Below are 25,353 nucleotides of genomic sequence, written 5' to 3'. Positions count from 1 at the left end.
ATCGACGGCCTGGGTGCCGATGGAGCCGGTCGAGCCGAGGATCACGATGTCGCGCGGCCCGTCGCCGCCGCCGGTGAGCGGGGCGGGGGTGAAGCGCAGATGCGGGTCAGCGAGGGTGTCCGTCATGATTCCTGCCTCGCTAGGTGAGTACCTCTGCCTGGTGCGCACCGCGGTGTGAGGTGCGCGAGTCGGCGAAGAAGTGCCGACCTGACGCGCTGTTCCTTTGACTCCGGTCCCGCGTTGCGCCTCAGGCTCCGTAAGGGGTGTCGCGCGGCGACGCCCGCGTATCCGCGGCCCTGCCACGGCAGTTGCACACCGGCAGGCCCTCAGCGTTGACAGTCGGTGTCAGCCGCACAGCGGTTTCGATGTCGGCTCCGGCCTCGTGGGCAGGGCACGGCTAAAGGCCGCTTCAGCTCGGACTGTTGTCGAGAGTTTCCCACCACCAGGCGACGGAGCTGTAGGGCAGGGGCTCGATGCTGGTGTCCGATGGGGTGTCGGTGTAGCGGATGCCGGTGTGCCCGTTTACGGCATAGCGGGGTGAGCGCCGTTGCATCTCGAGTGCGCCTGCGGGAAGGCCGGCCCAGTCGTCGAGACACCTGGCGGCGCTGGGAGATACCAGGGGGCGCACAAGCCGGTACTGGACCAGAAATCGGGCCAGCATCCTGTCCCGCATCGCCATGGCCGCGCGCAGCGCCTCGGAAAGGGGCAGGTTCTGTTCCACTGCGACAATGTCGACGAGATTGTGACCTGTCTCATTGTCTTGCACTTCCTTGGCGCGGGAAACAATGTCGTTGTCGAAGTTACCTACGGCATAAGCTATTTCCACGCAGGCCCAAAGGGGCGGCAGAGCCCACTCGTGCACCGCAATTTCTGGGCCGTTAACGATCTCATGTGTGTAGGCCACCAGGTGGGTGCCGCTGGCGACGGTGCGCAGTGCCAGGTATTCGTCGAGCGTCGGCCTGGTTTGGTTGACGTGGTGGGACAGCAACCACAGGTGTGCGGAGAAGTACGGGGCGAAACCTTCACGCCATCGCTTGTGCTGGGCGGGGGTGGCAGCGCTGCGAAACCGTTCGCTGAGTTCCACCAGTGCGGCAACGAACGGATCGTCCACTCGGAGCGGTGTCCCCGGATTTTGCAGCGCACGGACCAGGGTTCCGGTGCGGCGCGCGAGGTCGGCCAGGCGCGACGGCTCCCACTGCGGATCGTCAACGTGGCAGTCGTCGAAGCAGTGCAGCCAGCAGATTAAGTCGGCGTACAGCTGCACCCGGTCGACGGGAGCGCCCGGTGTGAGGTAGGCAGCGAGTAAACCACTGCGTGCGGCCGCCATGGTTTTGCGGCGGCCGGGTTCGCCGAAGAAGTCGAGTTGCGTCATCCATCGCAGGGAATGCTGTTCCAGCACGTCAGCGGCGGGGTGGAGGCGCGCCGGGTGAGGGGTCCAGAACGGCGGGAGCTCATAGGAATTGCTGGTGTCCATCGAACCTCCTGAACGGCTCTGTTCTTGCACCGAAGGCGGGGCGGAAGGGCTGCTGACGCTTGGGCGCTTGGGCGTGTGATGCGAAAGGGGCTCTGCAGTGACTGGCGTGCGGGCGCGGTATGCATGGCAGGGCCGGGCGCGGTCCGTAGTCTCTGTATGGGCGCTGGTCCGGGTGTTGGCTGCGGTGATTCTGCGTTCGGGTTATCACACGGCACCGGGCTATCGGACATGGCCCGGAGCTTGTCGTTCTCTCGGCCCTCGCGTCCGTAGCGGCACCTCGATGCGGCTGGCGCTGTCAGTCGCCGGCGCCGTGCGTTTGGCTCCGGGGGCCCGAGGGCCTTGGGCGGACAGTTCGGGTCACCGTGAAGTTGAGGAGGTCTTCGAGGTCGGCGCGTACCGGTGCGGGCAGGGAAGTGGCGGTGAGTTGAGTCAGGGCCATCTCAAGGTGCTGCCGGCTGACGGCTTCGGCTCTCGCGCGCCCGCCGGCGTCTTCCAGCAGCCGGGCGGCTGCCTTCAGGGCGTCGCGGGTGTGCGGTGGGTCGCCGAGCAGCGTGGTGAGTTCAGGCACGACAGCCGGATCGTGCTGCGCGGCGAGGATGACCGGGAGGGTGTTCTTGCCCGCACGCAGGTCCTGGTAGCAGGGCTTGCCGACCAAGGTTTCGTCGCCCCAGATGTTCTCCAGGTCGTTGACCGCCTGCCAGGCGGTGCCCGCGTGGTGCGCGGCGCGGCGCAGCAGGTGGGCGGTATTCAGGTCGCCTTCGGTGAGCAGAGCGCTGAGGACGGCCGATACGCCCAGGAGGGCGCCTCCCTTGGCGCCGCAGACGGCCAGGTAGTCCGAGAGGGGGATCTCCTGGGCGGGGGTGCGGTCGAAGAGCACCTCCCGGCCCGCGGTGTGAATGAGAGCCGACACCGTGGTGTTGAGTTCCGTCACCGCCTGGAGAACCGCTGGGCTGCCGCTGTGCAGCACAGCATCGAAGGCCGCCGCCCACAGGGCGTCCCCGGCCACCACCGAGGTGCCGGCCCCGAAGGCGGCCAGGGCGGTGGGCCGGCCGCGGCGGATGCTGTCCTGGTCGACCACGTCGTCGTGCAGCAGTGACACGTTGTGCAGGAACTCGACCGCGACCGCGGCGGGCAGTGCGTCATGAGGGTCGGTACCGGTCGCTTCGGCGGTAAGGAGCACCATGGTCGCCTGCAGGCAGCGGCCGCCGCGGCCGGTGGTGGGGGATCCGTCGGCGTCGCACCAGCCGAAGTAGTAGCCGCATACGCGCGCCAGAGCGGCAGGAAGCGGGGCGACTGCTGCTTCCAAGGCCGGGCGTACGTAATCGCGGGCTCGTTGCGTAACCTGCGGAACGGCCGGGGCAGCGGCTGACGAAGTGCCGCTCTGTGGGGATTGCGAGGTGCGAGGCATACCAACCGCCTTGAAAGGAGTGCTTCTGCAGTCGCCTGCTGCACCAGCGCGGAACTGAGCGAAGAGCAGTGGCGTGGGCGTTACCGCCCCGGCCCGGCCGGTGGCAGACGGCCGGACCGGGGAGATACAGCAGCAACTGACGGCGTCCGCCGTCGCGATTGCCCACGCGCGGCATGAAGGATGACTACATGCGGCCTGAAGCAGGAGCAGCCAGCGACCGACATCTCTCATCGCTGAATGGGAATAGCCGCCCACAGATCTTCACATTGAAAGAGGCCCTTGAGGAGCGGAACCCGAAGGCTTAGCTGTGCAGGCGTGCACCCTCCCCCTGAATTGGATCTTTCCGGCGCGCAGAAGTATCACGGCAATCAGGTAGGAAGAAGCAAGAATGGTCGAGACGGCTCCCATGTAGCCGAGCAGCCAGCGGTCCGTCAGACGGAACTCGGGAGGGGCAAGAAAGAAGGTATTGGGCGCTATGACCGTGAGGAGCAGCCACAGGCTGGCCACCGTCACTGACTGCCCCTGCACGCTTCCGCGGTTGTAGAGCATGACCGGGTAGCACACCGAGACGACGAGAATCGCTGCCACGGCCGCATAGACTCCGTGGGTGTCATGCAGGCTGCGGCTGAGCACGGGGGCGGCTCCGGCGCCGAGTGCCATCGCAATAAGGAACATCCAGCGAAACGCTTTCGGTGTAATCCGGGGAAAGTCCTTCGGGCCGTATGCGAGCACTTGGCATATGAGGAGCACATCGGGAATTACGAACACGCTACCCAGCACCCACATGGGCACAGAAGGAAACCAGCGATCGTAACTCCCGGCAGCGACGGAAACGTCTACGGAGAAGGCAAAGCAGATTGCGCTGGCAGGCACAGCGTAGGAACGGTCTCGGAAGCCGTCCCGTACAGCGCAGGCAAACCACGAGACGGTAATGGCTACAGCGGCAAGCAGCAGGATGCTGAACAAAATACCCTCCTGTCGGTCGTGCGTGGCGAACTTGCCATGGCCCGCGAAGACGCCTCGCCGATCACGTCCGACCTGCGGCTGAGCAAGGATGGCTGGCGCCGCCTGGCCCGCCGGATAAGCCAGCGCGGGCCGGCGGGCGTAGAGGCCCTAGTGCACCGCCAGTTGCTCATCGTGCGACCAGGCACGGCATGGTCGGCCGGAGTATCCCAGCGCGGCGGCCCCCGTTGCGGCCGTGCGGCTTCGGGGCGGTGTCCAGCGCTCGGCCGGACCACGTAATGCCACGCGAGAGGACGGCAGCTCGGGCCTCAGGGCCTGCGAGGGGTCATGGCTGGGACGGGCTGAGGTAGCCGGGCTGGTCCGGAGCGGAGCAGGCGGCTTCTTCGGGACCGTATCGGGCGGTGGTGCACTGCCAGTCATAGGCTCCGCGTGCCCATGCGCGCAGGGCCTCTACGTGCCGGGTCACTGCTTGGCGTGCGGACTGCGGCAGGTGGAGGCGGTCGCAGAAGTCGTTGACGGCGGCGCTGCGTGTGTGGAGCTGCTGGATGTGCCGGTCGGCGGCTTCTTTGAGCGCTTGCAGGGCCTGTTCGCGTGTCTGGTGTCGTTCCCGCATGGCGAGGGAGACCAGGTTGGCGTCGGCGCGGGCGCTTTCTTTCTCCAGCGAGAAGATGTCGTTCGTCAAGAGCATGTGGCGCGTCACGTGATGGCGCAGCGTGCTGAGGTAGGCGGCAGGCCAGATACTCACGGGGACTTCGTAGCCACCAGTGCGTTCGGCGACGGCCGCTACCAACGTGGTGCCGATGCTCATGTCCCTGACGCGCAAGTGCTCGTGGTAGGACAAGGTCACATCGAGTCGGCGGTTCACTGTCTCGGCGAGCATGCCGGCGTAGACCTCCTGCCATATCCAGGCCATGCGCAGACGCCAGGATTCGGACATGCCCGCGCACAGGCGTCTCCACAGGTCGGCGAATGCGGACGTGAGGGGCGTGGACGGTGTGGAGGCTCGGTACAGCATGCTGGTCAGTTCGGCGGTTACGGTTTCAGCGTGGCCGGGGGCGGGGCCCGTGGGGGCGTCCATGAAGTCGTCGTAGAGGAAGAGCCATCCGCATACGTGGAACGACAGCAGCAGGTCCTCGCTGTTGGGGTCGCCGTAGGCGGCGATGTCGGCGACTGCTGAGCGCAGATAGCGCTCGGTCGACTGCTCGGTCGGGAGCAGGCCGTGCCGGTGCAGCCATTCCACGTGGGCTTCGCGGACCTGTTCCAGGCCGCTGGGGAGCGGCTGGTGGGGCAGGGGCATGGCCAGTGGGATGTTCCGGGGCATGTCAGGCCCGCCTTCCGTGTGGGCTGGGGCGGCGGGTGACGGTGAATTGCAGCAGTTCGGCCAGGTCCTCGTGGACTGCCTTGGGCAGAGAGGCTTCGTCGAGGGTGGCCAGGGCCTGGGTGAGGTGGTGTTGGGCGACCCGTTCGGTGGCGGCTTTGCCGCCGAGCTCTTCCAGCAGATCGGCTGTGGTCTGCAAGGCGTTGTCGTCGGGGGCCGGCTGTGCCAGGAGCTGCCGCAGGTGTCGGGTGTGGGGATGCTGGGACTGCATGGCGGTGATGACGGGGAGGGTGTGCTTGCGCAGCCGCAGGTCCTGGAAGCCCGGTTTGCCGACCAGGGCGGCGTTGCCCCAGATGTTTTCCAGGTCGTTGACGGCCTGCCAGGCGGTGCCGGCGTGGTGGGCGGCGCGGCGTAGTAGGTCGCCGTCCTGGGCGGGTTTACCGCACAGCACGGTGCCCAGGACTGCCCCGGTGCCCAGCAGGGCGCCGCCTTTGCCGCGGCAGCATTCCAGGTAGGCGTCGAGGCTGATATCGAGGGGGTCGGTACGGTCGAAGGCGGGTTCGCTGGCCCAGGCGTGGATCATGTGGGCGACGCCGTCGGTGAACACCCTGACCGCGGTAGTGGCCGCTTGGGTGGCAGCGAGGAGGCGCACGGCTTCGTTGAACAGCGCATCGCCGGCGACGAGGGTAGGACCGGTGCCGAAGGCGACCCAGGCGGTGGGCCGGTCACGACGGATCTCGTCGCCGTCGGCGATGTCGTCGTGCAGGAGAGAGAAGTTGTGGGTCAGCTCGACCGCGGCAGCGCCGGGGGCGGCGGCTGCCTCATCTTGCCCGGTGGCCCGGGCGGCGAGCATGACCATGGCGGCCTGGAGGGTGCGGCTGCCGCGACGGTTCGTGGCCGTCCCCTCGGCGTCGTTCCACCCGAAGTAGTACCCGCAGATACGGGCGAGGTCGGGGTGGAGGCGCGCGAGGGCCTCCTCCAGTCCTCGGCGGGCGAACTCGCGGGCGTGGAGGATGACATCGGGCAGGGGCGGAGGGGCGGCCGCATCGGGTGTGGTCATGCTCGTCGATCCTTGCCTCGTGTGAAGGGACGTGTCGGGCCGGGGGCGCGGAACGGTCTGGCTCAGTGGGCGGCGGCGCCCGCGGTGGTGGGCGTGTCGGAAGGCGGTACGGCGCCGCGGCGAGAGGCGATGCGGATGTAGTTGACGCGGTCACTGCGGTAGCCGTCGAGGTAGTGCTGCTCGATCCCTGTGGCGTAGCGGGAGTAGGAGCGCAGTTCCCAGTAGGGAGTGGCGGGTTGGGTGAGGTCGTCGACCTGGTAGGGGATCAGGCCGCTTTCGATCAGGGCCTTGAGGTAGGTGGTGCGGCGGTGGGTGTGGCAGTGATAGTGCGCGTCGATCGCGGTCGCCTCGGGCGGATGAGGGGCGAGCACGTCGTTGTTGCACCAGGTCAGCAGGACGTAGCGCCCCGCAGGCTTGAGGAGACGGGCGAACTCGGCGAACGTCTCGTACGGGTCGACGTACATGGTGGTCTCGTTGGTGACCACGTAGTCGAAGGAGGCGTCGGGGAAGCCGGTGGCGGCCATGTTGCGGTCGTGGAAGTGCACTTTCTCCGCGCAGTTGTGCTCCTGGGCCTGCCGGCGGGCGAACTCGTTCTGGTAGGCGGAGATGTTGACCCCGTCCACGCGGCAGCCGAACGCCTTGTGGAGCAGGATGGCCGTGCCGCCACGGCCCGATCCGCCGTCCAGGATGCGCGCCTGGGGTGCGACCGGCCCCAGGGCCTCGCTCAGGGCGTCGACCTGCCGGGTTTCCATCCGGTGGAGTTCGGCGTTGATGGCCTGGGCGCGTTCTTCGCCGGAGGTGAGCAGGACCTTGCGGTCGAAGTCACCGACGGCGAAGTGGTGGTGGTAGAAGCCGTCGGTCTCGCCGAGTTTGAGGTTGATGGGGTCGTCGCGTTTGTTGTCGTAGTAGTCGAACGCGGCCTGCTCCAGCGGAGTGCGCAGGGCAGCAGTTGGCTCAGAGGACATGATGTCGCCTTCCGTGACTGGTTGGACCGTGCGGTGACGGGTGCTGCCCCGCGTTGTGGGGCAGCCCGGCATATGGCGCCTGCGGCGGATGTGCAGACGTGCTGTGACGGAGTCAGGTGAGTATTTGAGACGTTGTGGCAGCTCGGCCCCGGCTCTTCGATGGCCGGCGAACCGGCGTCCGCACCGGGAGGTGTGCCGGTGACTGCTCCGCCGAATCATTGCGGCAGTTCACTTACGCTGGCAGCGCCGATACGGTAGCTTTCAACTAAGCGTCTGCTGCGGCGTTCGGCTCGGCAAAAGAACGGTGGGCCCGTGATGCCGTCGGGCGAGTGCGAGCCAGCGGCCGGTTTGACATGACATCTGCCGCCGCTGATTGCTGATCGGGCATGTCTCGTCTGCCAACCCATGACGCTAGGACGGATGTGCGGGCCGCGCCAGACACTGCGCGAATCCATCGAGACGTCTAGGGCGTACGGCGGCATACGCAGGTTTTGGTGAAGCACGGGGTGGCGCAGGACCGGTGGGCTGTGCGCCCCCGGGCGCGGTGCTAATGGGCAGGGCGTGGCCGGCGGGGCGGGCTGGCAGGGCCCCGGTGACCGCAGGGCGCGGGGTGAAGTGGCCCCGAGACGGCGGGATGCCTTGGCCTACGGGGCGGCGGGCGGATGGGGTGCGGCCGGGGCAGCGTACGCCGGAGCACTTTACGGGGCGGCGCATGGGCTGTGTGGCGGAGCGCGTGCGCGGCCCGGGCGGCGGGGAGGGATACGCCTGTGCGCCGCCTGGCGGTGGGTTGTCAGGTTCTCGGTTCTGCGGTGGGCTCGTAGGGCCTGCGGACCGCCTCGTTGGGGAGAACGGGACGGTGTCCGGGCGCCGCGTACGGCGCACACCCGGGCAGGGGGCCTAGCCTGTCGATGCCGGATGATGTCCCCGCGCAGGCGCTCAGTGAGCGGGCCGTGAAGGCCCCACAGTTTCTCGCAGTCCTCTTTGCTGAGAGGAAGTCATGCGTCCTGGTGGATTGCCTTCGACGAACGAACACGTCAACGGCCACGTGGCCAGCGAGCCGGGGCGGTGGTCGCCGCGGGTGCTGCAGGCGCTGCCGCTGGAGCAGTTGCCGGCGGTGGCCGCGCGGATCCGTGCGCTGCTGATCGAGCAGGTGTGCGCGGCTGGCGGGCATCTGGGGCCGAACCTGGGGGTGGTGGAGCTGACGATCGCGCTGCACCGGATCTTCCACTCACCCCACGACGCACTGGTGTTCGACACCGGGCATCAGGCATATGTGCACAAGATGCTCACCGGCCGCGCGGCGGGCTTTGCCCGGCTGCGCAAGCGGGGCGGGCTGTCGGGCTACCCCTCGCGCAGTGAGTCGGTGCACGACTGGGTGGAAAACTCCCACGCCTCGACCGCCCTGTCCTACGCCGACGGCCTGGCCAAAGCGTTCGCCGCGCGTGGACAGGACGGGCGCTGGGTGGTGCCGGTGGTCGGCGACGGGGCACTGACCGGGGGGCTGGCCTTCGAAGCGCTGAACAATCTCGGCCGGGCCGGCCACCGCCGCCTGGTCGTGGTCCTCAACGACAACGGCCGCTCCTACGCCCCGACCCAAGGGGCACTCGCCCGCCACCTTCAGACCCTGAGGCAAGCGGTGGCCGGCCAGGAACCGGTACCCCGGCGCAACATCTTCACCGATCTGGGCTTTGCCTATCTGGGCCCGGTTGACGGGCATGACCTGGTGGCCGTGGAGGAGGCGCTGCTTCGGGCGCGGACGGTGGGCGGACCGGTGGTGGTGCACGTGGTCACGCTCAAGGGCAAGGGGTACGCGCCCGCGGAAGGCGACGCTACCGACCACATGCACACGGTCGGCGTGCTCGACCCGGTCACCGGTACCGCCGCCGCGGACAGCACCGCTGTGACGTGGACGAACGTCTTCGGCAGCGAGCTGGCGCGCTTAGCAGCGCAGCGCGAGGATGTGGTGGCGCTGACAGCCGCGATGCAGCAGCCCACCGGCCTCCAGCTGTTCGCCGAGCGGTTTCCGCAGCGGGTCTTCGATGTGGGCATCGCCGAGCAGCACGCGGTGTGCTCGGCCGCCGGGCTGTCCATGGGCGGCCTGCACCCGGTCGTCGCCGTCTACGCGACATTCTTGAACCGGGCGTTCGACCAGCTGCTGATGGATGTCGCACTGCACCGGCTGCCGGTGACGCTGGTGCTGGACCGCGCCGGGATCACCGGCCCGGACGGAGCCTCCCACCACGGCATGTGGGATCACACCCTGCTGTCGGTGGTGCCCGGCCTTCGCCTGGCCGCACCGCGTGACGGCGCAAGCCTGCGGGAACTGCTGGCCGAGGCGCTGTCCGACCAGGACGGCCCCACCGTCCTGCGCTTTCCCAAGGGAGCCGTCCCGGCAGACCTGCCGGCCGTGAGCCGGGCGGGGCAGGTGGATCTGCTCACCGAGACCGGTTCGGATGTGCTGCTGGTCGGTTTCGGGGCGATGGCCGGGAGCTGTCTGGCCGCCCGCGACCAGCTCGCGGAACGCGACCTGTCGGTGACGGTGGCAGCGCCCCGCTGGGCTCTGCCGGTGCCGCCCGAGCTGATCACCCTGGCCGCCGGGCACCGGCTGACGGTCACGGTCGAGGACAGCTCCCGCACCGGCGGCCTGGGCACCGCCTTGGCACAGACCTGTACCGACGCCGCCATCGGCGCCCCCGTCCACACCATGGGGCTGCCGCGCACGTTCCTGACCCACGGCTCACGCGCCGAACTGCTGGCCTCCACCGGGCTGCTGCCCGACGGCATCACCACCGCCGCCCTGGCGGTCTTGGAGGCCGCCCGCCGCGCCGCCTGATCCTTCTGCACTGTTCGGAGGCTGACGATGAGCACCACCGACCTGCCCCTGCCCGCCTTACGCCCGCCCGAAGCGCCGCGGCGCCGCACCCGCCAGCTGCACGTCGGTGCTGTGCCGGTCGGAGGCGGGGCCCCGGTCTCGGTGCAGTCCATGACCACGACGCTGACCGCAGACGTGGACGCCACCTTGCAGCAGATCGCGGAGCTGACCGCGGCCGGCTGCCAGATCGTACGGGTCGCGGTGCCCTCCCAGGACGACGCCGACGCCCTGCCCGCCATCGCCAAGAAGTCGCAGATCCCGGTGATCGCCGACATCCACTTCCAGCCCAAGTACGTCTTCGCCGCCATCGACGCCGGATGCGCCGCCGTGCGCGTCAACCCCGGCAACATCAAGAGGTTCGACGACAAGGTCCACGACATCGCCCGCGCCGCCACCGACGCCCGCATCCCGATCCGGATCGGCGTCAACGCCGGGTCACTGGACAAGCGGCTGCTGGCCAAGCACGGCAAGGCCACCCCCGAGGCCCTGGTGGAATCCGCTCTGTGGGAGTGCTCGCTGTTCGAGGAGCACGGCTTCACCGACATCAAGATCTCCGTCAAGCACCACGACCCGGTCACCATGGTCCGCGCCTATGAACTGCTCGCCGACGCCTGCGACTACCCCCTGCATTTGGGCGTGACCGAAGCCGGGCCGCTGCTGCAGGGCACCATCAAGTCCGCCGTCGCCTTCGGTACCCTCCTCAACCGCGGCATCGGCGACACCATCCGCGTGTCGTTGTCCGCCCCGCCGGTCGACGAGGTCAAGGCCGGCATCGGCATCCTGGAATCCTGCGGCCTGCGCCAGCGCCGCCTGGAGATCGTCTCCTGCCCGTCCTGCGGCCGCGCCCAGGTCGACGTGCACACCCTGGCCGAGAAGGTCACCGCCGCCCTCGACGGGCTGCCGTATCCGCTGCGGGTGGCGGTGATGGGGTGTGTGGTCAACGGGCCCGGCGAGGCCCGCGAAGCCGACCTGGGTGTCTCCTGCGGCAACGGCAAAGGCCAGATCTTCCGCAAGGGCGAAGTCATCACCACCGTCCCCGAATCCAAGATCGTCGAGGCACTGGTGGAAGAGGCCCTGCGCATCGGCGAAGCCCAGGCCACCCCGGACGAGTCCGAGGCCGCTGACGGCGCGCAGGGATGGGAGGCAGCACCGTGAACGCCCCGGTGCTCACAGAGCATCTGGACCTCGACGGGCTGCGCCGACAGATCGACACCGCGCTGGAGGACTACCTCCGCGGCAAGGCCCTGGCAGCCCGGACCGAGCGGCTGCCATCGGTGCCCGTGCAGGTGTTGCACGAGTTCGTCTTCGCCGGCGGCAAACGCATCCGGCCCCTGATGTGCATCCTGGGCTGGCACGCCGGCCACGGCCACGGCGAGACCGGCCCCATCGTGCGGGCGGCGGCCTCCCTGGAACTCTTCCACGCCTTCGCCCTGATTCATGACGATGTCATGGACCACAGCGTCACCCGCCGCGGCCGGCCCACCGTCCACCGGGAGCTGGCCGCCTTCCGCCACAGCGCGGCCTTCGGCGAAAACGCCGCCATCCTCGTCGGCGATATGGCCCTGGCCTGCTCCCAGGAGATGCTCAACGACGCCGGTCTACGTCCCGGCCAGCTGATGGCCGCCCTGCCCGTCATCGACGCCATGCGGAGCGCGATCCTCTACGGGCAGTACATGGACCTGGACGCCGCAGCCCAGCCCGCCGATGACGTGTACCGGGCACTGGCCGTCATCCGCTACAAGACCGCCAAATACACCGTCGAGCACCCGCTGCACCTGGGCACTGCCCTCGCCGGCGCCCCGCCTGATCTGCGGAGCGCCCTCAGCGCCTACGCCCTGCCACTGGGCGAGGCATTCCAGCTGCGCGATGACCTGCTCGGCGTCTTCGGCGATCCCAAGACCACCGGCAAGGCGACCCAGGACGACCTGCGCGAAGGAAAACGCACCGTCCTGCTCGCCCTGGCCCTCCGCCACGCCACCTCTGCCCAGAGCTCCACCCTGCAGCGGCTGGTCGGCGACCCGCATCTGGACGAGGAACAGGCCGAGACCGTACGGGCCATCCTCACCGATACCGGAGCCCGGGACCGGATCGAGAACCTCATCGACACTCAACACCGCACCGCCCTGCGAGCCCTGGACGCCGCGCCCCTACCCGGCGCCGCCGCCGAGGCCCTGCGGGACGTGGCCCGCACCCTGACGGAGCGCACCCGATGACCGACACCGATGTGGCCGGACGCCGTGTTCTGCTGGCCGCCCCCCGCGGCTACTGTGCGGGCGTGGCCCGCGCTGTGAAGGTCGTGGAAAAGGCACTGGAGCTGTTCGGGGCGCCCGTCTACGTGCGCCACGAGATCGTCCACAACAAGTACGTCGTCAAGACGCTGGAGGCCCAGGGCGCCGTTTTCGTCGAGGAGACCGACCAGGTCCCCGAGGGCGCCACCGTCATCTTCTCCGCCCACGGCGTCGCCCCCACCGTGCATCAGGGCGCGGAGGCCCGGCGGCTGGAGACGATCGATGCGACCTGCCCCCTGGTGACCAAAGTCCACAAAGAAGCCGTGCGCTTCGCCCGCGACGGCTACACCATCCTGCTCATCGGCCACCAGGGCCACGACGAGGTCATCGGCACCAGCGGCGAGGCCCCCGACCACGTCACCATCGTCGAAGGGCCCGAACAGGCCGCCACCGTCACGGTCCGCGACCCTGACAGAGTCGTCTGGCTGTCCCAGACCACTCTGTCGGTCGACGAGACCCAGGCCACCGTCGCCGTCCTCAAAAACCGCTTCCCGAATCTGAAGTCCCCGCCGAGCGACGACATCTGCTACGCCACCCAGAACCGGCAGGCCGCCGTCAAACAGCTCGGCACCGACGCCGACCTCGTCCTGGTCATCGGCTCCACCAACTCCTGCAACTCCCTGCGCCTCGTGGAAGTCGCCCTGGAGGCCGGCGCCCGCGATGCCCGCCTGATCGACCACGCCCGCGACATTGATGACACCTGGCTGGCCGATGTGCACACCATCGGGCTGACCTCCGGTGCCTCGGCCCCCGAGATCCTGGTCGACGAGGTGCTGGACTGGCTCGCCGAGCGCGGCTACGCACAAGTCGAAGTGGTACAGGCCACCGAGGAGCACCAGCACTTCGCCCTGCCCCAAAGCCTCACCTCCCGCAAGAGCCCCCCGCACGGCACCGAGACCTGACCACGCCACGGCGCCGCCCGGTGGCATGTGCCGGCCGGCGCTGGAGACCGCTGACCCCTTACGCAAAGGAGCGCGACTTATGTCCCAGCAGCGCAGCGGCATCACCAAGTACGTCTCCAACGTACTGGACGACACCAAAACCATGATCGACGATGTGATCGACAAAGTCCGTGACTTCGAGACCGACGCCCGCGACAGCATCAGCCGCAACCTGGGCACCAAGGACACCAAGAAGGACATCGCTACTCCGCAGCAGCCCGACACGCCACCTGGCCCGGAGGCGGGGACGGTCACGCGGGCGGAGACGGCCGCCTTGTACACCCGGCTGGGGCAGATCGAAGAACTCCTGCGCCAGATGCAGACCACCGGCGCCCCGGCACAGGGCGCGAAGGGCCAGGCGCCCGGCAAGTCCTCGACGTGAACGCCACTCCTGGCGGCTTGGGCCGCCACGCGGACGGCAGCGGCAGCGCTGCCGTCCGCACTCCCTCGGGGCCGCTGCCCGAGCGGGTCCTCAGCCGTCACTTCAGCGGCCAGCTCTACGATGTCCGCCTGCAAGAGCCCGTCAGTGCTGGGCGGTTGGTCCAGGAACTGCGCGCCGGGCGCACCTTCCGGGCCCACGACCACGCCACCGGCCGCGACTGCAGCTTCCAAGTCCTGGCCGAGGTCCTCACCTGCGCGGTAGGGGCCGCTGTCCTGGGGGCAGGTGACGGCCTGCTGCGTCCGGGCACGCTGCTGGCCCAGGCCGCGGGCCAGGCCACCACGGCCTCAGCCGACCCCGGCTAACCCTCCTCCCCGCCGACCCCTGGGAGCCGTGCATGGGCGCTAACCGCACGCGCTATGTCTGTTCCACCCTGGCCGGAGTGCTCGCCCACGAAACCCGGCGCACCCTGGCCCGCCGGGTCCGGTTTCGTCCCCCGGCCGACGGGACCGGACCCACACACGCCGTGGCCCTGCGTGAGGCGCTGGAGAAGCTGGGGCCCTTCTACATCAAGGTCGGCCAGATCCTCTCCACCCGCCCGGACCTGGTCTCCCCGGAGGTCATCACGGAGCTGGAAATGCTCCACGACCGGGTCTCGGTGGCGCCGTTCACCGTCTTCGAGCCGGTGCTCATCCGGGACCTTGGGCCCCACTGGCCGACCTTCTTCCGCGACATCGACATCGAACACCCGCTGGGCGCGGCCTCCCTGGCCCAGGTCTACCGGGCGATACTGGCCGACGGCACCCCGGCCGCCCTGAAGATCCAGCGCCCGGGCATCCGGCCCGTCATCGAAGCCGACATGAAGCTGCTCAACAAGGCAGCCCGCTTTGTGGGCCGCCGCGCGCCGCGCTTCAACGCCGTCATCGACACCCACGCCATGCTCGGCGTCATCTTCGACGCCATGCGCCCCGAACTCGACTTCACCCTCGAAGCCCGCAACATGCACCACGCCCGCGAACACATCACCGACTTCAAACACCTGGCCGTGCCCGCGGTCATCTCCGCCACCCCAAGCGTGCTGGTGCAGTCCCTGGCACCAGGCTGCTCCATCGCCGACGCCCGCCGCACAGACTTCACCCTCGAAGAGCGCGAAGGCATCGGCCGCGACCTGCTGGCGTTCATGTACCGCTCCTACTTCCTGACCCGCTCCTTCCACGCCGACCCGCACCCCGGCAACATCCTCGTCCACCCCGGAGAAAAAGCCCACCTCATCGACTGGGGCATGGTCGGCCGTATCGACCGGCCGCTGAGCACCAGCATCCTGCTGGTGCTGCTCAGCCTGGCCCAGAACGACGGCGCAGCCGTCGCCAAAGCCTGGATCGAGATGGGCCACGCCACCCCCTGGGCGGAGGTCACCGACTTCATCGAGGACATGGCCGCCCTCGTGCCCCAGGTCGCCACCGCCACCCTCGAAGAGCTCAACTTCGGCGTCACCCTCACCAAGATTCTGGAGCAGTCCACGCGCCGCGGCATCAAGACCAGCCCCATGATCTCCGTGCTCGGCAAGTCCTTCGCCAACCTCGAAGGCTCCATCCGCAACCTGTGCCCCGAGCTGGCCATCATCGACGTCTTCGAGGACGAGTTCCGCCACATTACCTTCAAGCTCGCCACCGAGACCCTCTCGGAGAAACAGGCCGCCCGCACCGCCCTCGATCTGATCATCGCTGGCAACACCATTGCTCCCCAGGCCCGCGGCCTGCTGCGGGACTTGTCCAACCGCGAGTTCACCGTCCAGGTCAACCAGCTTCCCCTCAAACGGGCCCTGCAGCGCCTGCCGCTCTTCGGACACTCCACGATCCGCGATGCCGCCCTGGCCCTCGGCGTCCTGGCCTGGTGGAAGAGACACCGCCACACGCCCGACCGGTGACGGCCGCCCACCTACAGCAGCAGGCCGGGCACCGGCCGGGAAGGGACCACCGTGCTGAGCACACCCCGCGGACTGCTCTTCTGGCTCGTCCTGATCATCCTGCTGTTCTGCATCGCCATCGCCCCCGTCCAGACCGCCCACACCTTCATCAGCCTCATCCACGCCATGGGCAAATTCTTCGCCGGCCTCAAAGCCTTCCTCGAAACCCTCAGCGACCCCTGACCCCAGGCGCCCGTCAGCTACAGCGGAAAGGAAATGATCATGCGCACCGCGCTGCTCGCACTCCTGGCCTGCGCCGTCTTGGTCGCTGTGGGCTGCACCGCCATACCACCGATGAGCGCCGAGGTCCGCGTCATCCCGGCCACCCCCCCACCCTCGTCCTCCCCGGCCCCCGCCCAGCCGACCTCCACTCCGGCAGCCGCCCCGACACCCGTCCCAGCCCCCACCACCACCGTCACCCTGATACTCCACCCCTCGGCCACCCGCACAGCAACACCCGCCCCCCGGGGCAGCCGCACACCGGCGTCCGCCACTCCCACCGTCAGCGTCACCTCCTGCCCAACCCCCTCTGTCACCTCCGCCCCGCCCTCAACTCCTGCCCCGCCGCCCACCGGTGCGCCGCCGCCGTCTTGTGCTGCCTCCTCCACAGCCACGCCGCCGACGTCGTGCACCCCACCTGCCGGCACCGACACCTCGACAGCTGCGACACCGGAGGAAGAAACCGCAGCGCACCCTGCTGACACGCCCGCCCCGTCGGCTGCCTCGGCGCGCCCTGCGCAGGGAAGCCGCCGATGACGGCGCACGGCTACTTCGAACGCCAGGCCACCGCGTTGCTGACCGAGGCCGCCGCGGACGACCTCGGCCGGAGCACCCCGTCGGTCTACGAGAGCGGCCGCCTGGTCAGCGACGCGCCCTGGCTCGCCGGCCATGCCCTACGACTCCATTTCCTGTGTACGAGCCAGAACCCCGACGGCAGCTGGGGCAGCGGCGAGCACGGCCTGGTGGCCACCCTCAGCGCCGCCGAGGCCCTGCTGAGCGAGCTCACGCTCCGCAACAGCATCCACCTCCCGCGCCCCCAACTAGTCCATACCGCCGCACTGGCCGTCACCCGGCTCAACAACCTTCTCGGCGACCACCTGCACCCCCCGGCCCTGCCCGACACCATCGAAGCCGGCCTCATCACCCCCGCCCTGATCGAACAGGTCCAGCAGCGCCTGGGACACTGCGGCCACGCCAACCCGCCCTTCCTGCTGCCCTGGGCCCCCTCCCTGCTGTTCGCCCACCCCACAGGCTGCCGGCCCGCGGCCCTGGCCAGGCTGCGCTCAGCGGTCTATGAGGGCCGGGCGCTGCCGCAACACCTGTGGCGCATCTGGGAAATCCTGGCCCCCGCCACCGACCGGCCGCACCTGTGCATCCGCCCCCGCGCCGGGACCGTCGGCTGCTCACCGGCGGCCACCGCCGCCTGGCTCGGCTCGCCCGCCACCGGCAGCGCACAGCAACGCGCCGGCCTCAGCTACCTGCACCGCGTACAAGCCCGCTACCAGGGCCCGGTTCCCGCGACCGCCCCCACCACCATCACCGAACGCGCCCGCATAGCCGCCCTCTTCGCCCGCCACCGCATCCCGCACACCCCACCGCCCGCCCTCATCTCCAGCCTGCGCTCCGCCCTGGACACCAACGACGCCCCCAGCCTGCTGCTCGATGCCGACGAGACCGCCACCGTCCTCTACGTCCTGCTGCACCACAGGGAGCGCCTGCGCCCCGACCACCTGATGCTCCACTACACCGACGACCACTTCCGTCGCCTGCCCGGCGAGGCGGCCCCGTCCCCGGTCGCCAACGCCCACGCCCTGGAAACCCTGGCCCTGTACACCGTGCGCCAGGCCGGCGACCGTGGCCGCTACCGCACCGTGCTCCGCCAGGTCCTCCGATGGCTGCTGGTCCAGCAGCAACCCGACGGCTCCTGGCACGACTCCAGCCACGCCTCGCCGTACTACGCCACCGCCTGCTGCACGCAGGCCCTGGCCACCTGCGCCGGCCCCGCCGCCCGCCCGGCCCTGGCCCGGGCCGCAGCCTGGGCCCTGGCCACCGGACGGCCCAACGGGCGCTGGGGCCGGGCGCCGGCCTGCACCGCCGAGGAAACCGCCTACGCCACGTGGATCCTGCTCGCCGGGGCCCCGCAGTCACCAGCGGCCCGCCACGCACTGACAGCCGCCCGGCGAGTCCTGCACCACGCCCACGTCAGTGACCGCACCCCAGCCCTGTGGTACGGCAAGGACACCTACGCGCCCTTGAGGATCCTGCAAGCCACCCGCCTGGCAGCTCTGCACACCCTTTACCACCTGCCCAATCCGGCACCGGTGCCGTGGCAACCGGCTCGTGCAGCCCGCACCACACACAGCCCCTCAGGAACTCCCTGATGCGCCACGACCACCTCCCGCCAACACACAAAAGTCGCGGCCCTCGATCCCCCAGGGCCTTGGCACCGGCCGGAACCTGCAGGCACCAGCCGCACCCCAGAGTTTCACGCTACCCGGACACACCGCCTAAGCGCAGCGGTGCCCGCCATACCGGGCACCCGGACAGCAGCGACGGCCGCTGCGATCCGAGAACAGAAGGCAGGCCAGGGAACGGACAAAGGAGGCGGCAGCGTGCGTATGCCCCGCGGACTGCTGTTCTGGTTCGTGCTGATTATCCTGCTGTTCTGCATCGCCATCGCACCCGTCCAGACCGCCCGCACCGTCCTGGGCATCATCCACGCCACCGGCAAATTCTTCGCCGGCCTCAAAGCCTTCCTCGACACCCTCGCCAGCCCCTGACCAGCCTGCGCATCCATGAGACACGGTGGAAAAGGAAACATCATGTGCATCGCGCTGCTCACATTCCTGGCCTGCACCGTGCTCATTTCCGTCAGCCGCACCGCCATACCGTCGGCGAATGCCGCACAGCAGTCCCGGCCCAGCACCCTTCGCACCCGAACTCGCTGTCCGCGCTCGTCGAGGTGGAGTCCGAGTTCGTGAGGTACCCGTCGACGGAGGCGCAGGCTGGTCTGCTCCGCAGGGGCGCCGCGGCCTCCGCCGCGGCGGCTCCTCTCAGGACCTCGAACACCGCATAACCCCTGGAGAGCTTGGCAGCCGGGCCGACCCGGCGGTCGATCAAGACGACGGCCGACGCCACGAGCCCGGTTGATCGTCTCGCCCCAGGAATGGAAGCACTAGTGCAGTTAACACACCCCCACCACGGCCCAGGCTCAGCTGAGCGTCCACGGCTTTCATCCCACCGCCGAGCAGAGCCTGGTCCTGGCCCGCATCGACCACGAAGAACCCCACTACGCCCAGCAGGCCGCCCAGGCCCTGCGGACGGCGGGCCTCACCGTCGAGATCACCCCCACGCTCCAAGAAGACATCGACACCGAGTGGGACTGGGCCGGCCACCCCCTACACTGGCTGGACCGCGACGAAATCCGTGACGTCTCCAACCAGGCCCAGCACATCCACGACGACATCACGGCCGGGCGCCTGACCATTCACCTGCACGCCCACGACGGCTGGACCATCGTCGCCGCCAGCACCTACCGCGACGGCCGCGGCGTCCACCCGCACGGCGAAGACCACCTGCGGCAAATCGCCACGCTCTACACCGGCCCGCCCGAAGCCATCACCGACTTCGAGCGCCTGCACGGCGCCGCCATACGCCCCGGCCCCGCCCCCGCCACCGACGCCGAACAAGCCGCCTCACAGGCCCTGACTCCCGCACGTCAGACGCAGTCAGAGGCTGCCTACGACTCCCCCGTCGGCGAGCGCCTCTGGCACGCCACCGCCAGTGCCCGTACCCCCGAGGCCCTCGTCCGCATCCTGCGAGGCACGGAACATAGTTCATGCCGGGGGCCTCGGCCTTGGCCTATTGTGTGGCGCCGCGGTGCGTGGCGCTGCTGTCGGTGTCCTGAAGCGGATCCGCTGCCAGGAAGGGGGCTGCGACAGCCAGAAGATCGTCAGGGGCTTCTATCGGTAACAAGTGACCTGCCAAAGGGATCAGAGCAAGCTGGCCGTGGCGTAGAAGGGCGGCGGCCCGCCGGGCCTGGCAGGCGGGCACCATGACGTCCTGCCTGCCCCACACCACCAAGGCCGGCATGTGCAGTTCGGCCAGCCGATCCAGTACGAGGCACTCCTGGCCGCGCACGCTGACGGACTGGCGTACGGTGCTCAAAGCTGCGGCCAAGACTCCGGTTGAGGAGGCGCTCTGACGCGTTTTCATTGCCCAGCTCAGGGGAATCCGCCAGGGACGCGGGGAGTTGCCAAAGGCCAGTAACAAGACCAGAATTTCCGGGCCTCCGGGAAGCTTGGCGAGGTAGGGGATGAAGTTGCCCACCGGGGTAGTCGCCACCACGACGAAGGCAGGGTGAATGGCCCGACCCATTCCGGAAGAGCAGACCAGGACCAGGCGACGTACCCGGGAGGGCTGGGCGAAGGCCATCTCAACTGCTACGCCGCCGCCTTCGGAGTGGCCCATCAGGGCGGGCTGCTGGAGCCCGAGGGTGTCTGCGACACTCCACATGAAGTGGGCGATGCCTGCGGGGCTGCTGTCGGGGATGGGGCCGCTGGATCCGTATCCGGGCAGGTCCACGGCTACCGTCCGGTGGCGGCCAGCCAGGCGGGCCAGTACACCGCTCCAGTCCGCGCAGGTTCCACCAAGGCCATGCAGCAGCAGCACGGCGGGTCCGTCACCGGCCTCGCTGTAGGCCAGGGGAGTGCCCTGGACGTAGATCGTCCGTTTCGCTGGCTCTAAGAAATTTTTCGTTGCGTTCACACGCTCTCCGTTCAAGGCAGATGCAGCGGCAAGGCATTTCCGAAAGCCGAGGCTCGGCGTGCGGGTCAGCCTGGGGCGCAAGGAGACGTCGAAGTCGAAAAGTTACCCACTGCCCCGTTCCCACAGCTGCATCACCGCGATCGCGGTGAAGGTCTTGCTGATCGACGCGATACGGAAGACCGTGTCCTCGCCGACCGGCTCGCGCGTCTCCAGATCAGCGAGCCCGTGCACGCAGACATGCTCAAGACGACCGCCGCGCACCACGCCCAGGGTCAGCCCGCCGACGGGCCGACGAGCACCACCATGAGCTTTGCACCACCAACAGACGAAGAATCTGCGAGTAGTCTCACCCTCACGATTCTGAGCTACGTCACTCAGCGTACTCGCCAGGAACTACCAGAAGGGTTGGCCGTCCGCCGTCCGCCCCCCCCTCACGGCCAGCGCCCTCTGGGGAGAATCTGGGGAGTACGGAGACTGCTGGGGAGCGGCTGGGGAGGATCGGCTACGTAAAGCGGCGCAACACCGAAAGGCACTGAAAGACCGATCTCCGCAGGTCAAAGACACGGAAAGCTGCATAGACGCAGGTCAGGCCAGTCCGGTAGACGACTTCAAGAAAATTTCCTCCTGGGCAGCCATCCTCTTCGCCCCGACGCTGGTCGGCACCATCTACGGCATGAACTTCGACCACATGCCAGAATTGCACTGGGTGTTCGGCTACCCATTCGCCATCGTCCTCATGGCGTTCGTGTGCACCGGTTTGTACGTCATCTTCAAACGGCGGGACTGGCTGTGACCCACCATGGGGACCACCGGTCCAAAAGGGCGGCCTGACAAGGCCGGACGCGGCGCGGCCCCGCTGTTTACGCTGTCTTCAGGAGTGTCCGGTCCATGCGGGCCGGATCGCGCGACGGGCGGGCGCAGTGGTCATCGCGCCCGCCCGTCGCGGGGACTGTCGTGGTACGCCGTTCCGATGGGCGGCGGCGTGGCCACGGAGTGGGTCAGTTGCCGTTCGGCGGCACCAGCTCGCCGTAGTCCTCGCGGTTGCCGCCGCGGTCCAGGTAGAGGTCCTCCGCCATCTTGCGCTGGACGGCCGGGACGTGGCGGGCGACCCAGAAGTAGCCGCGCATGGAGGCGAGGGTGGCCCGGCCGATGACCGGCTTGTGGATGGGCTGGTCGCCGCCGGTCTGCTTCAGGGACTCCTTGACCGCCTCGAAGCCGTACTGGACCATCTTGGCCTCGTAGGTGTCGACGGCCTTCAGGAGCGGGATGTCACCGCGGACGTACTCGATCAGCAGCTTGCACAGCCGGGCCGCGTCCCGCAGGGAGGTGTTGGCGCCGACACCCTGACCGGGGGTCATGGTGTGGATGGCGTCGCCGATGAGGGTGACGTTGCCGGCGCTCCACCGCGGGATCGGCACCGAGGTGCGGATGTTGATCGGGAAGGTGGTCTGCGGGTCGCCCATGCTGAAGAGCTTGCGCAGGTTGGGGCTCCAGTCGGGCGTCATGTCCAGGACGAGCTTGATGAGCTCCTCCGGCGACTTCTTCAGGACGCCCTGCGGGAACTTGTCGGTGGAGGCCCAGAAGCCCCAGTTGATGTAGTCGCGGGTGTTGTCGAAGAGCAGCCCGGGCCACTGGTCGATGAGCGCCGCGTCGTTGCCGCCGATGCCGGACTTGACCCGGCCCTCCTGGTCCCAGCCGAACTCCATCGTGTGCAGGATGCAGCTGTATCCCTTGGGGGCGACGACCAGGCCGATGCCCTGGTGGACCTTGTAGGGCAGCAGCGCCCTGGTCTCCGGGGTGAGCGGGACCTTGGCGGTGATGGAGATGATGTTGGCGTCCTGCACCCGGGAGTGCGGCAGGTACTGCTTGCGCACGCGGGAGTTGGCGCCGTCGGCGGCGACGAGCAGGTCGCCGGTGGCGTTGGTGCCGTCGTCGAAGTACGCGGTGACGCGGCCGTCGGACTCCTTCTCGTAGTGCGTGAAGGTCTTGCCGAAGTGGACCTGGTCCTCGATGCCGGTCAGCAGCACCTGCCGGAGGGTCATCCGGCTCACGGACCGCTCGTTGTTGACGGGGTCGTCGCTCTCGACGATGTCCAGGGTGACGCTGGGGGTGAGGTCCTCCTTGAGGAAGCTGAAGTACTTCGGCGCCCGGGCGCAGGTGGCGAGGAAGGTGTCGAACAGCTGGGGCGGCAGCAGGTACTTCAGCGCCCGGCTGCCGTCGGGGTTGATGCCCACGCGGTAACCGTGCAGGCCGGAGCTGCGGGTCTCCTCGCGCTCGTAGACCGCGAAGCTGATTCCGGCCCGCTTGAGGCCGTGTGCCAGGGCCATGCCACCGGTGCCGCCACCGATGATGAGGACGTGGAACGGTGAGTCGGTCATGTCGGGTTGTTCCCCTCAGGTGTCTTGCGGGTGTATTGCGTGTGCGTTACTGATCTCTGCGGTACTGCGGGTGGTACGGGACGGGGTACGGGGCGGTTCTCCCTGGCGGGTGCGGTGCTGTCGGGTGCTGTGCGGTGCGGGCGGAGTACGGATCGGTTGCGGCGGCCTGGCCTCTGGAGTCCCCCGCGCAACGCATGCCCGATGGACGGCCGGTCACGTCCGTAACCCTGTGTTTTTAGAGGGACTTGAGCATCCCGGCGTCGATGAGCCAGTCGCCGCCGGTGGCGCCCGGGAGGCGCCGGGAGGCCAGGAGGACGACCATCGCGGCGACCTCCTCCGGGTCGATGAAGGCCCCCGTGGTCAGGCGCATCCGGCCGGGGACCGCGGCCAGCCGCTCCTCGGTGCCGGGGTCCGGACGTTCCAGGCGGTGCGGGTTGGTCCACGCGTCGGTGAGGACCGGTCCCGGCGAGACGGTGTTCACGCGTACGCCCCGCGGGCCGAACTCCTCGGAGAGCGCCTTGGCCAGGTTGGCCAGGGCGGCCTTCATCGCGCCGTACTCGGTGAGGAACGGCAGCGGCAGCTGTGCGTTGACCGAGCCGATGTTGACGATGGCGCCCCGGCTCTCCAGCAGGGCGGGCAGGGCCGTCCGCACGGCCCGTACGGTGCTCAGGAGGTTGAGGTCGAAGCTGGCCCGCCAGTCCTCGTCGGCCAGGTCCAGGAAACCGGTGGCGGGTGTGGTGCGGCCGCCGACGTTGTTGACCAGGATGTCCAGGCCGCCGAAGGTGTCGACGGCGTGGCCGACCAGGCGGGCCGGTCCGTCCGGGGTGGCGAGGTCCACCTCCATGGTGTGCGGGGTGACGTCGCGCAGGGCGGCGCTCTCGCTGCGCGTGCCTCCCATCACGTGCGCTCCTTCGGCGGTGAGCGCCCGGGCGACGGCCAGGCCGATGCCGCGTCCGGCACCCGTGACGACGGCCCGCTTGCCCTGCAGCTTCAGATCCATGACGGCTCCTCGCGGTGCTCGTGGGGATGGGCGGTGCGGGGGTTCCCGCCGGTCGATCGTTGTCACGGGCTCTCGACCGTGGCTCGAACGGGAGCGGGGGTCGCGGGTGTACGGGGCCGGGCGGGCCGGGTGCGGCCCGTGCTCCGGGACCGCCGGTTCAGGCGATGGTGAGCCGGTTGGCGCCGGAGTCGAGCGTGATGTCGTAGCAGCCGGGCGTCGACGCGACCGGCTCCGCGCTGCGCCAGTCGGCCTCGGTGCGGGTGCCGACCCATTCGCCGTCCAGCGAGAGGCCGGTGAAGCCGGTGTCGCCCCGCAGGGTGGCGCGCACCGAGGGCGGGCGCACGATCGTCGTCTTGCGGACACCGCTGCCGAAGTGCACGGCCACGGTGCGTTCGGTGTGCGGCAGCACGAAGCGTGCCTGGGTGAGCCCGCCGGTGACGGTCAGCGAGAGCAGCGGCAGACCGGTCAGGTCGGCCTCGATGTGCGCGGCCGGGCCCTGGACCTCGATGTGCCAGGCGACGAGCGGACTCAGGGTGACGTGTGCCGTGCGCCGGGCCAGGTCGAAGGGGTGGACGGGGCCGCGCCGGCGGATCGTGATCGTGCCCTTGCCGTCGTCCTCGACCAGCGAGTCCCGGCCGCCGAACTCGGTGCTGCACAGCTGCGGGGTGGCACCGGCCGAGACGTCGGCGACATCCAGCATGAGGTGCTGGACCTGAGGGACGAAGACGAGCCGGCCGGCGGGGGTGGTGTCCATCGGAGCTCCTTTCACCGCACCAGACGTCCGTCTGGGCAAAAATCGTGTAAGTCGGAGTTCTAGTAGCTAGATTTCCTAGCCACTTAGAACTCTATGGAGCGGATCGCTAGAATGTCAAGAGACCCGGGGAGAGGATCGGACGTGACAGTGGAGAAGGTTCCGGAGCAACAGCCCGAGCGGGCCCTTGCCGACGACGGGCGGGAACGGCTCATAGAGGAGTTCGGCCTGGTCATGCAGGAGTTCCAGCGTTCGGCCGACACCCTCGACCAGCAGGTCGCCGACCGGCTCGGGCTCAACCGCACCGACCTGCGCTGCCTCGACCTGCTCTTCGGGCCCACCCCCATGAGCCCCAGCGAACTCGCCACCGCCGCCGGCCTGACCACCGGCGGCGTCACCACCGCCATCGACCGGCTCGAACGCTCCGGCTACGCAACCCGCACCCGGGACACGGCCGACCGCCGCCGGGTCATCGTGACGCCCACCGAGAAGGGCTACGCGATGGTCGCCGAGATCTTCACGCCCATCGCGCGCGAAGGAGCGGAGTACCTGCGCGGGCTCGGCCCGGACACCCTGAGCGAGATGGTCGCCTTCCTCCGCTTCGCCACCCGCCAGCAACGGGACCATGCGGCGCGCCTGGCCGAGGGGGACTGAGCCACCAGCGCGCGGCACGGGCTGCCGGTGGCGGACGGCACGCCCGGCCCCGCGCCCCGTACCCCGTACCCCGTACGGGAGCTCCAGCCCGTACGGACGCCCCGCGCACATACGCCGGCCCCGGCTCCGTCCGTACCGTCGCCGCCCCCGCGGGGGTGGTGTCGGCGCG

23 protein-coding genes and 1 pseudogene are annotated in these 25,353 nt (G+C 69.2%); 12 read left to right on the top strand and 12 right to left on the bottom strand.

What is annotated here, in order from left to right; genetic code table 11:
• Positions 1-409: 409 nt before the first annotated feature.
• The 6 genes from JXZ78_RS31245 to JXZ78_RS31220 form a co-directional block, all read right to left on the bottom strand.
• Entirely contained in the window at positions 410-1,474 is a 1,065-nt protein-coding gene (locus tag JXZ78_RS31245) for a terpene synthase family protein (RefSeq protein WP_030019076.1), read from the bottom strand.
• Positions 1,475-1,769: 295 nt separating this feature from the next.
• Positions 1,770-2,780, bottom strand: coding sequence for a polyprenyl synthetase family protein (locus JXZ78_RS31240; RefSeq protein WP_050502264.1), 1,011 nt, complete (start codon positions 2,778-2,780; stop codon positions 1,770-1,772).
• 363 nt (positions 2,781-3,143) lie between these two features.
• Positions 3,144-3,848 (bottom strand): hypothetical protein, encoded by a 705-nt coding sequence (locus JXZ78_RS31235; RefSeq protein ID WP_157851511.1) that lies wholly within the window; start codon positions 3,846-3,848, stop codon positions 3,144-3,146.
• 322 nt (positions 3,849-4,170) lie between these two features.
• Entirely contained in the window at positions 4,171-5,166 is a 996-nt protein-coding gene (locus JXZ78_RS31230) for a terpene synthase family protein (RefSeq protein WP_030019073.1), read from the bottom strand.
• Between the two features lies 1 nt (position 5,167).
• Complete coding sequence (locus JXZ78_RS31225) at positions 5,168-6,223, bottom strand: polyprenyl synthetase family protein (RefSeq protein WP_030019072.1); 1,056 nt, start codon at positions 6,221-6,223, stop codon at positions 5,168-5,170.
• 62 nt (positions 6,224-6,285) lie between these two features.
• On the bottom strand, positions 6,286-7,188 hold the full coding sequence (locus JXZ78_RS31220) for an SAM-dependent methyltransferase (RefSeq protein ID WP_033037353.1): 903 nt from the start codon (positions 7,186-7,188) through the stop codon (positions 6,286-6,288).
• Positions 7,189-8,200: 1,012 nt separating this feature from the next.
• On the opposite strand from JXZ78_RS31220, the gene JXZ78_RS31215 reads away from it, so the two are divergent.
• The 10 genes from JXZ78_RS31215 (at position 8,201) to JXZ78_RS31170 (ending at position 18,414) form a co-directional block, all read left to right on the top strand.
• Entirely contained in the window at positions 8,201-10,021 is a 1,821-nt protein-coding gene (locus JXZ78_RS31215; protein WP_238783485.1) for a 1-deoxy-D-xylulose-5-phosphate synthase, read from the top strand.
• Positions 10,022-10,048: 27 nt separating this feature from the next.
• Positions 10,049-11,215 (top strand): flavodoxin-dependent (E)-4-hydroxy-3-methylbut-2-enyl-diphosphate synthase, encoded by a 1,167-nt coding sequence (gene ispG / locus JXZ78_RS31210; protein WP_050502263.1) that lies wholly within the window; start codon positions 10,049-10,051, stop codon positions 11,213-11,215.
• Positions 11,212-12,273 (top strand): polyprenyl synthetase family protein, encoded by a 1,062-nt coding sequence (locus JXZ78_RS31205; protein ID WP_030019068.1) that lies wholly within the window; start codon positions 11,212-11,214, stop codon positions 12,271-12,273. Before ispG ends, JXZ78_RS31205 begins: the two co-directional genes overlap by 4 nt.
• Positions 12,270-13,250 carry a 4-hydroxy-3-methylbut-2-enyl diphosphate reductase gene (locus JXZ78_RS31200; RefSeq protein ID WP_050502262.1) on the top strand — a complete coding sequence of 327 codons (981 nt, stop codon included), beginning with the start codon at positions 12,270-12,272 and terminating at the stop codon, positions 13,248-13,250. Before JXZ78_RS31205 ends, JXZ78_RS31200 begins: the two co-directional genes overlap by 4 nt.
• A 79-nt stretch (positions 13,251-13,329) precedes the next feature.
• Complete coding sequence (locus JXZ78_RS31195; protein WP_030019066.1) at positions 13,330-13,671, top strand: hypothetical protein; 342 nt, start codon at positions 13,330-13,332, stop codon at positions 13,669-13,671.
• Positions 13,668-14,033, top strand: coding sequence for a hypothetical protein (locus tag JXZ78_RS31190; RefSeq protein ID WP_157851510.1), 366 nt, complete (start codon positions 13,668-13,670; stop codon positions 14,031-14,033). Before JXZ78_RS31195 ends, JXZ78_RS31190 begins: the two co-directional genes overlap by 4 nt.
• Positions 14,034-14,065: 32 nt before the next feature.
• Entirely contained in the window at positions 14,066-15,595 is a 1,530-nt protein-coding gene (locus JXZ78_RS31185) for an ABC1 kinase family protein (RefSeq protein ID WP_050502261.1), read from the top strand.
• 51 nt (positions 15,596-15,646) lie between these two features.
• Positions 15,647-15,817 carry a hypothetical protein gene (locus JXZ78_RS31180; RefSeq protein WP_157851509.1) on the top strand — a complete coding sequence of 57 codons (171 nt, stop codon included), beginning with the start codon at positions 15,647-15,649 and terminating at the stop codon, positions 15,815-15,817.
• Positions 15,818-16,386: 569 nt separating this feature from the next.
• The gene (locus JXZ78_RS40450; protein WP_050502260.1) at positions 16,387-18,015 is read left to right on the top strand and encodes a prenyltransferase/squalene oxidase repeat-containing protein; all 1,629 of its coding nucleotides are present in this window, start codon (positions 16,387-16,389) and stop codon (positions 18,013-18,015) included.
• 231 nt (positions 18,016-18,246) lie between these two features.
• Positions 18,247-18,414, top strand: coding sequence for a hypothetical protein (locus JXZ78_RS31170; RefSeq protein WP_157851508.1), 168 nt, complete (start codon positions 18,247-18,249; stop codon positions 18,412-18,414).
• Positions 18,415-19,032: 618 nt separating this feature from the next.
• Here JXZ78_RS31170 and JXZ78_RS31165 read toward each other — a convergent pair.
• The 3 genes from JXZ78_RS31165 to JXZ78_RS40445 form a co-directional block, all read right to left on the bottom strand.
• Positions 19,033-19,275 carry a hypothetical protein gene (locus tag JXZ78_RS31165; protein WP_157851507.1) on the bottom strand — a complete coding sequence of 81 codons (243 nt, stop codon included), beginning with the start codon at positions 19,273-19,275 and terminating at the stop codon, positions 19,033-19,035.
• Between the two features lie 220 nt (positions 19,276-19,495).
• Entirely contained in the window at positions 19,496-20,401 is a 906-nt protein-coding gene (locus JXZ78_RS31160) for an alpha/beta fold hydrolase (RefSeq protein ID WP_157851506.1), read from the bottom strand.
• Between the two features lie 102 nt (positions 20,402-20,503).
• Positions 20,504-20,779: a serine hydrolase domain-containing protein gene (locus JXZ78_RS40445; RefSeq protein ID WP_078624094.1), complete on the bottom strand. Its 276-nt coding sequence runs from the start codon at positions 20,777-20,779 to the stop codon at positions 20,504-20,506.
• A gap of 133 nt (positions 20,780-20,912) precedes the next feature.
• On the opposite strand from JXZ78_RS40445, the pseudogene JXZ78_RS31150 reads away from it, so the two are divergent.
• A pseudogene (locus JXZ78_RS31150) lies at positions 20,913-21,194 on the top strand (CorA family divalent cation transporter); the annotation flags it as partial.
• Positions 21,195-21,399: 205 nt separating this feature from the next.
• Here JXZ78_RS31150 and JXZ78_RS31145 read toward each other — a convergent pair.
• From JXZ78_RS31145 to JXZ78_RS31135, 3 genes are all read right to left on the bottom strand, one after another.
• On the bottom strand, positions 21,400-22,779 hold the full coding sequence (locus JXZ78_RS31145) for an FAD-dependent oxidoreductase (RefSeq protein WP_030019057.1): 1,380 nt from the start codon (positions 22,777-22,779) through the stop codon (positions 21,400-21,402).
• Positions 22,780-23,014: 235 nt separating this feature from the next.
• Entirely contained in the window at positions 23,015-23,779 is a 765-nt protein-coding gene (locus JXZ78_RS31140) for an SDR family NAD(P)-dependent oxidoreductase (protein ID WP_030019056.1), read from the bottom strand.
• Between the two features lie 157 nt (positions 23,780-23,936).
• Positions 23,937-24,533, bottom strand: coding sequence for a hypothetical protein (locus JXZ78_RS31135; RefSeq protein WP_030019055.1), 597 nt, complete (start codon positions 24,531-24,533; stop codon positions 23,937-23,939).
• A 141-nt stretch (positions 24,534-24,674) separates the two neighbouring features.
• Here JXZ78_RS31135 and JXZ78_RS31130 point away from each other — a divergent pair, with 141 nt between their 5' ends.
• Entirely contained in the window at positions 24,675-25,184 is a 510-nt protein-coding gene (locus JXZ78_RS31130; protein WP_238783483.1) for a MarR family winged helix-turn-helix transcriptional regulator, read from the top strand.
• The last annotated feature ends 169 nt before the right edge of the window (positions 25,185-25,353 follow it).

It is taken from the genome of Streptomyces monomycini (genome assembly GCF_022271435.1).
Lineage (GTDB): Bacteria > Actinomycetota > Actinomycetes > Streptomycetales > Streptomycetaceae > Streptomyces > Streptomyces monomycini.
Note: the sequence above shows the minus strand (reverse complement) of the source record. Positions and strands in the feature narration are given on the sequence as shown.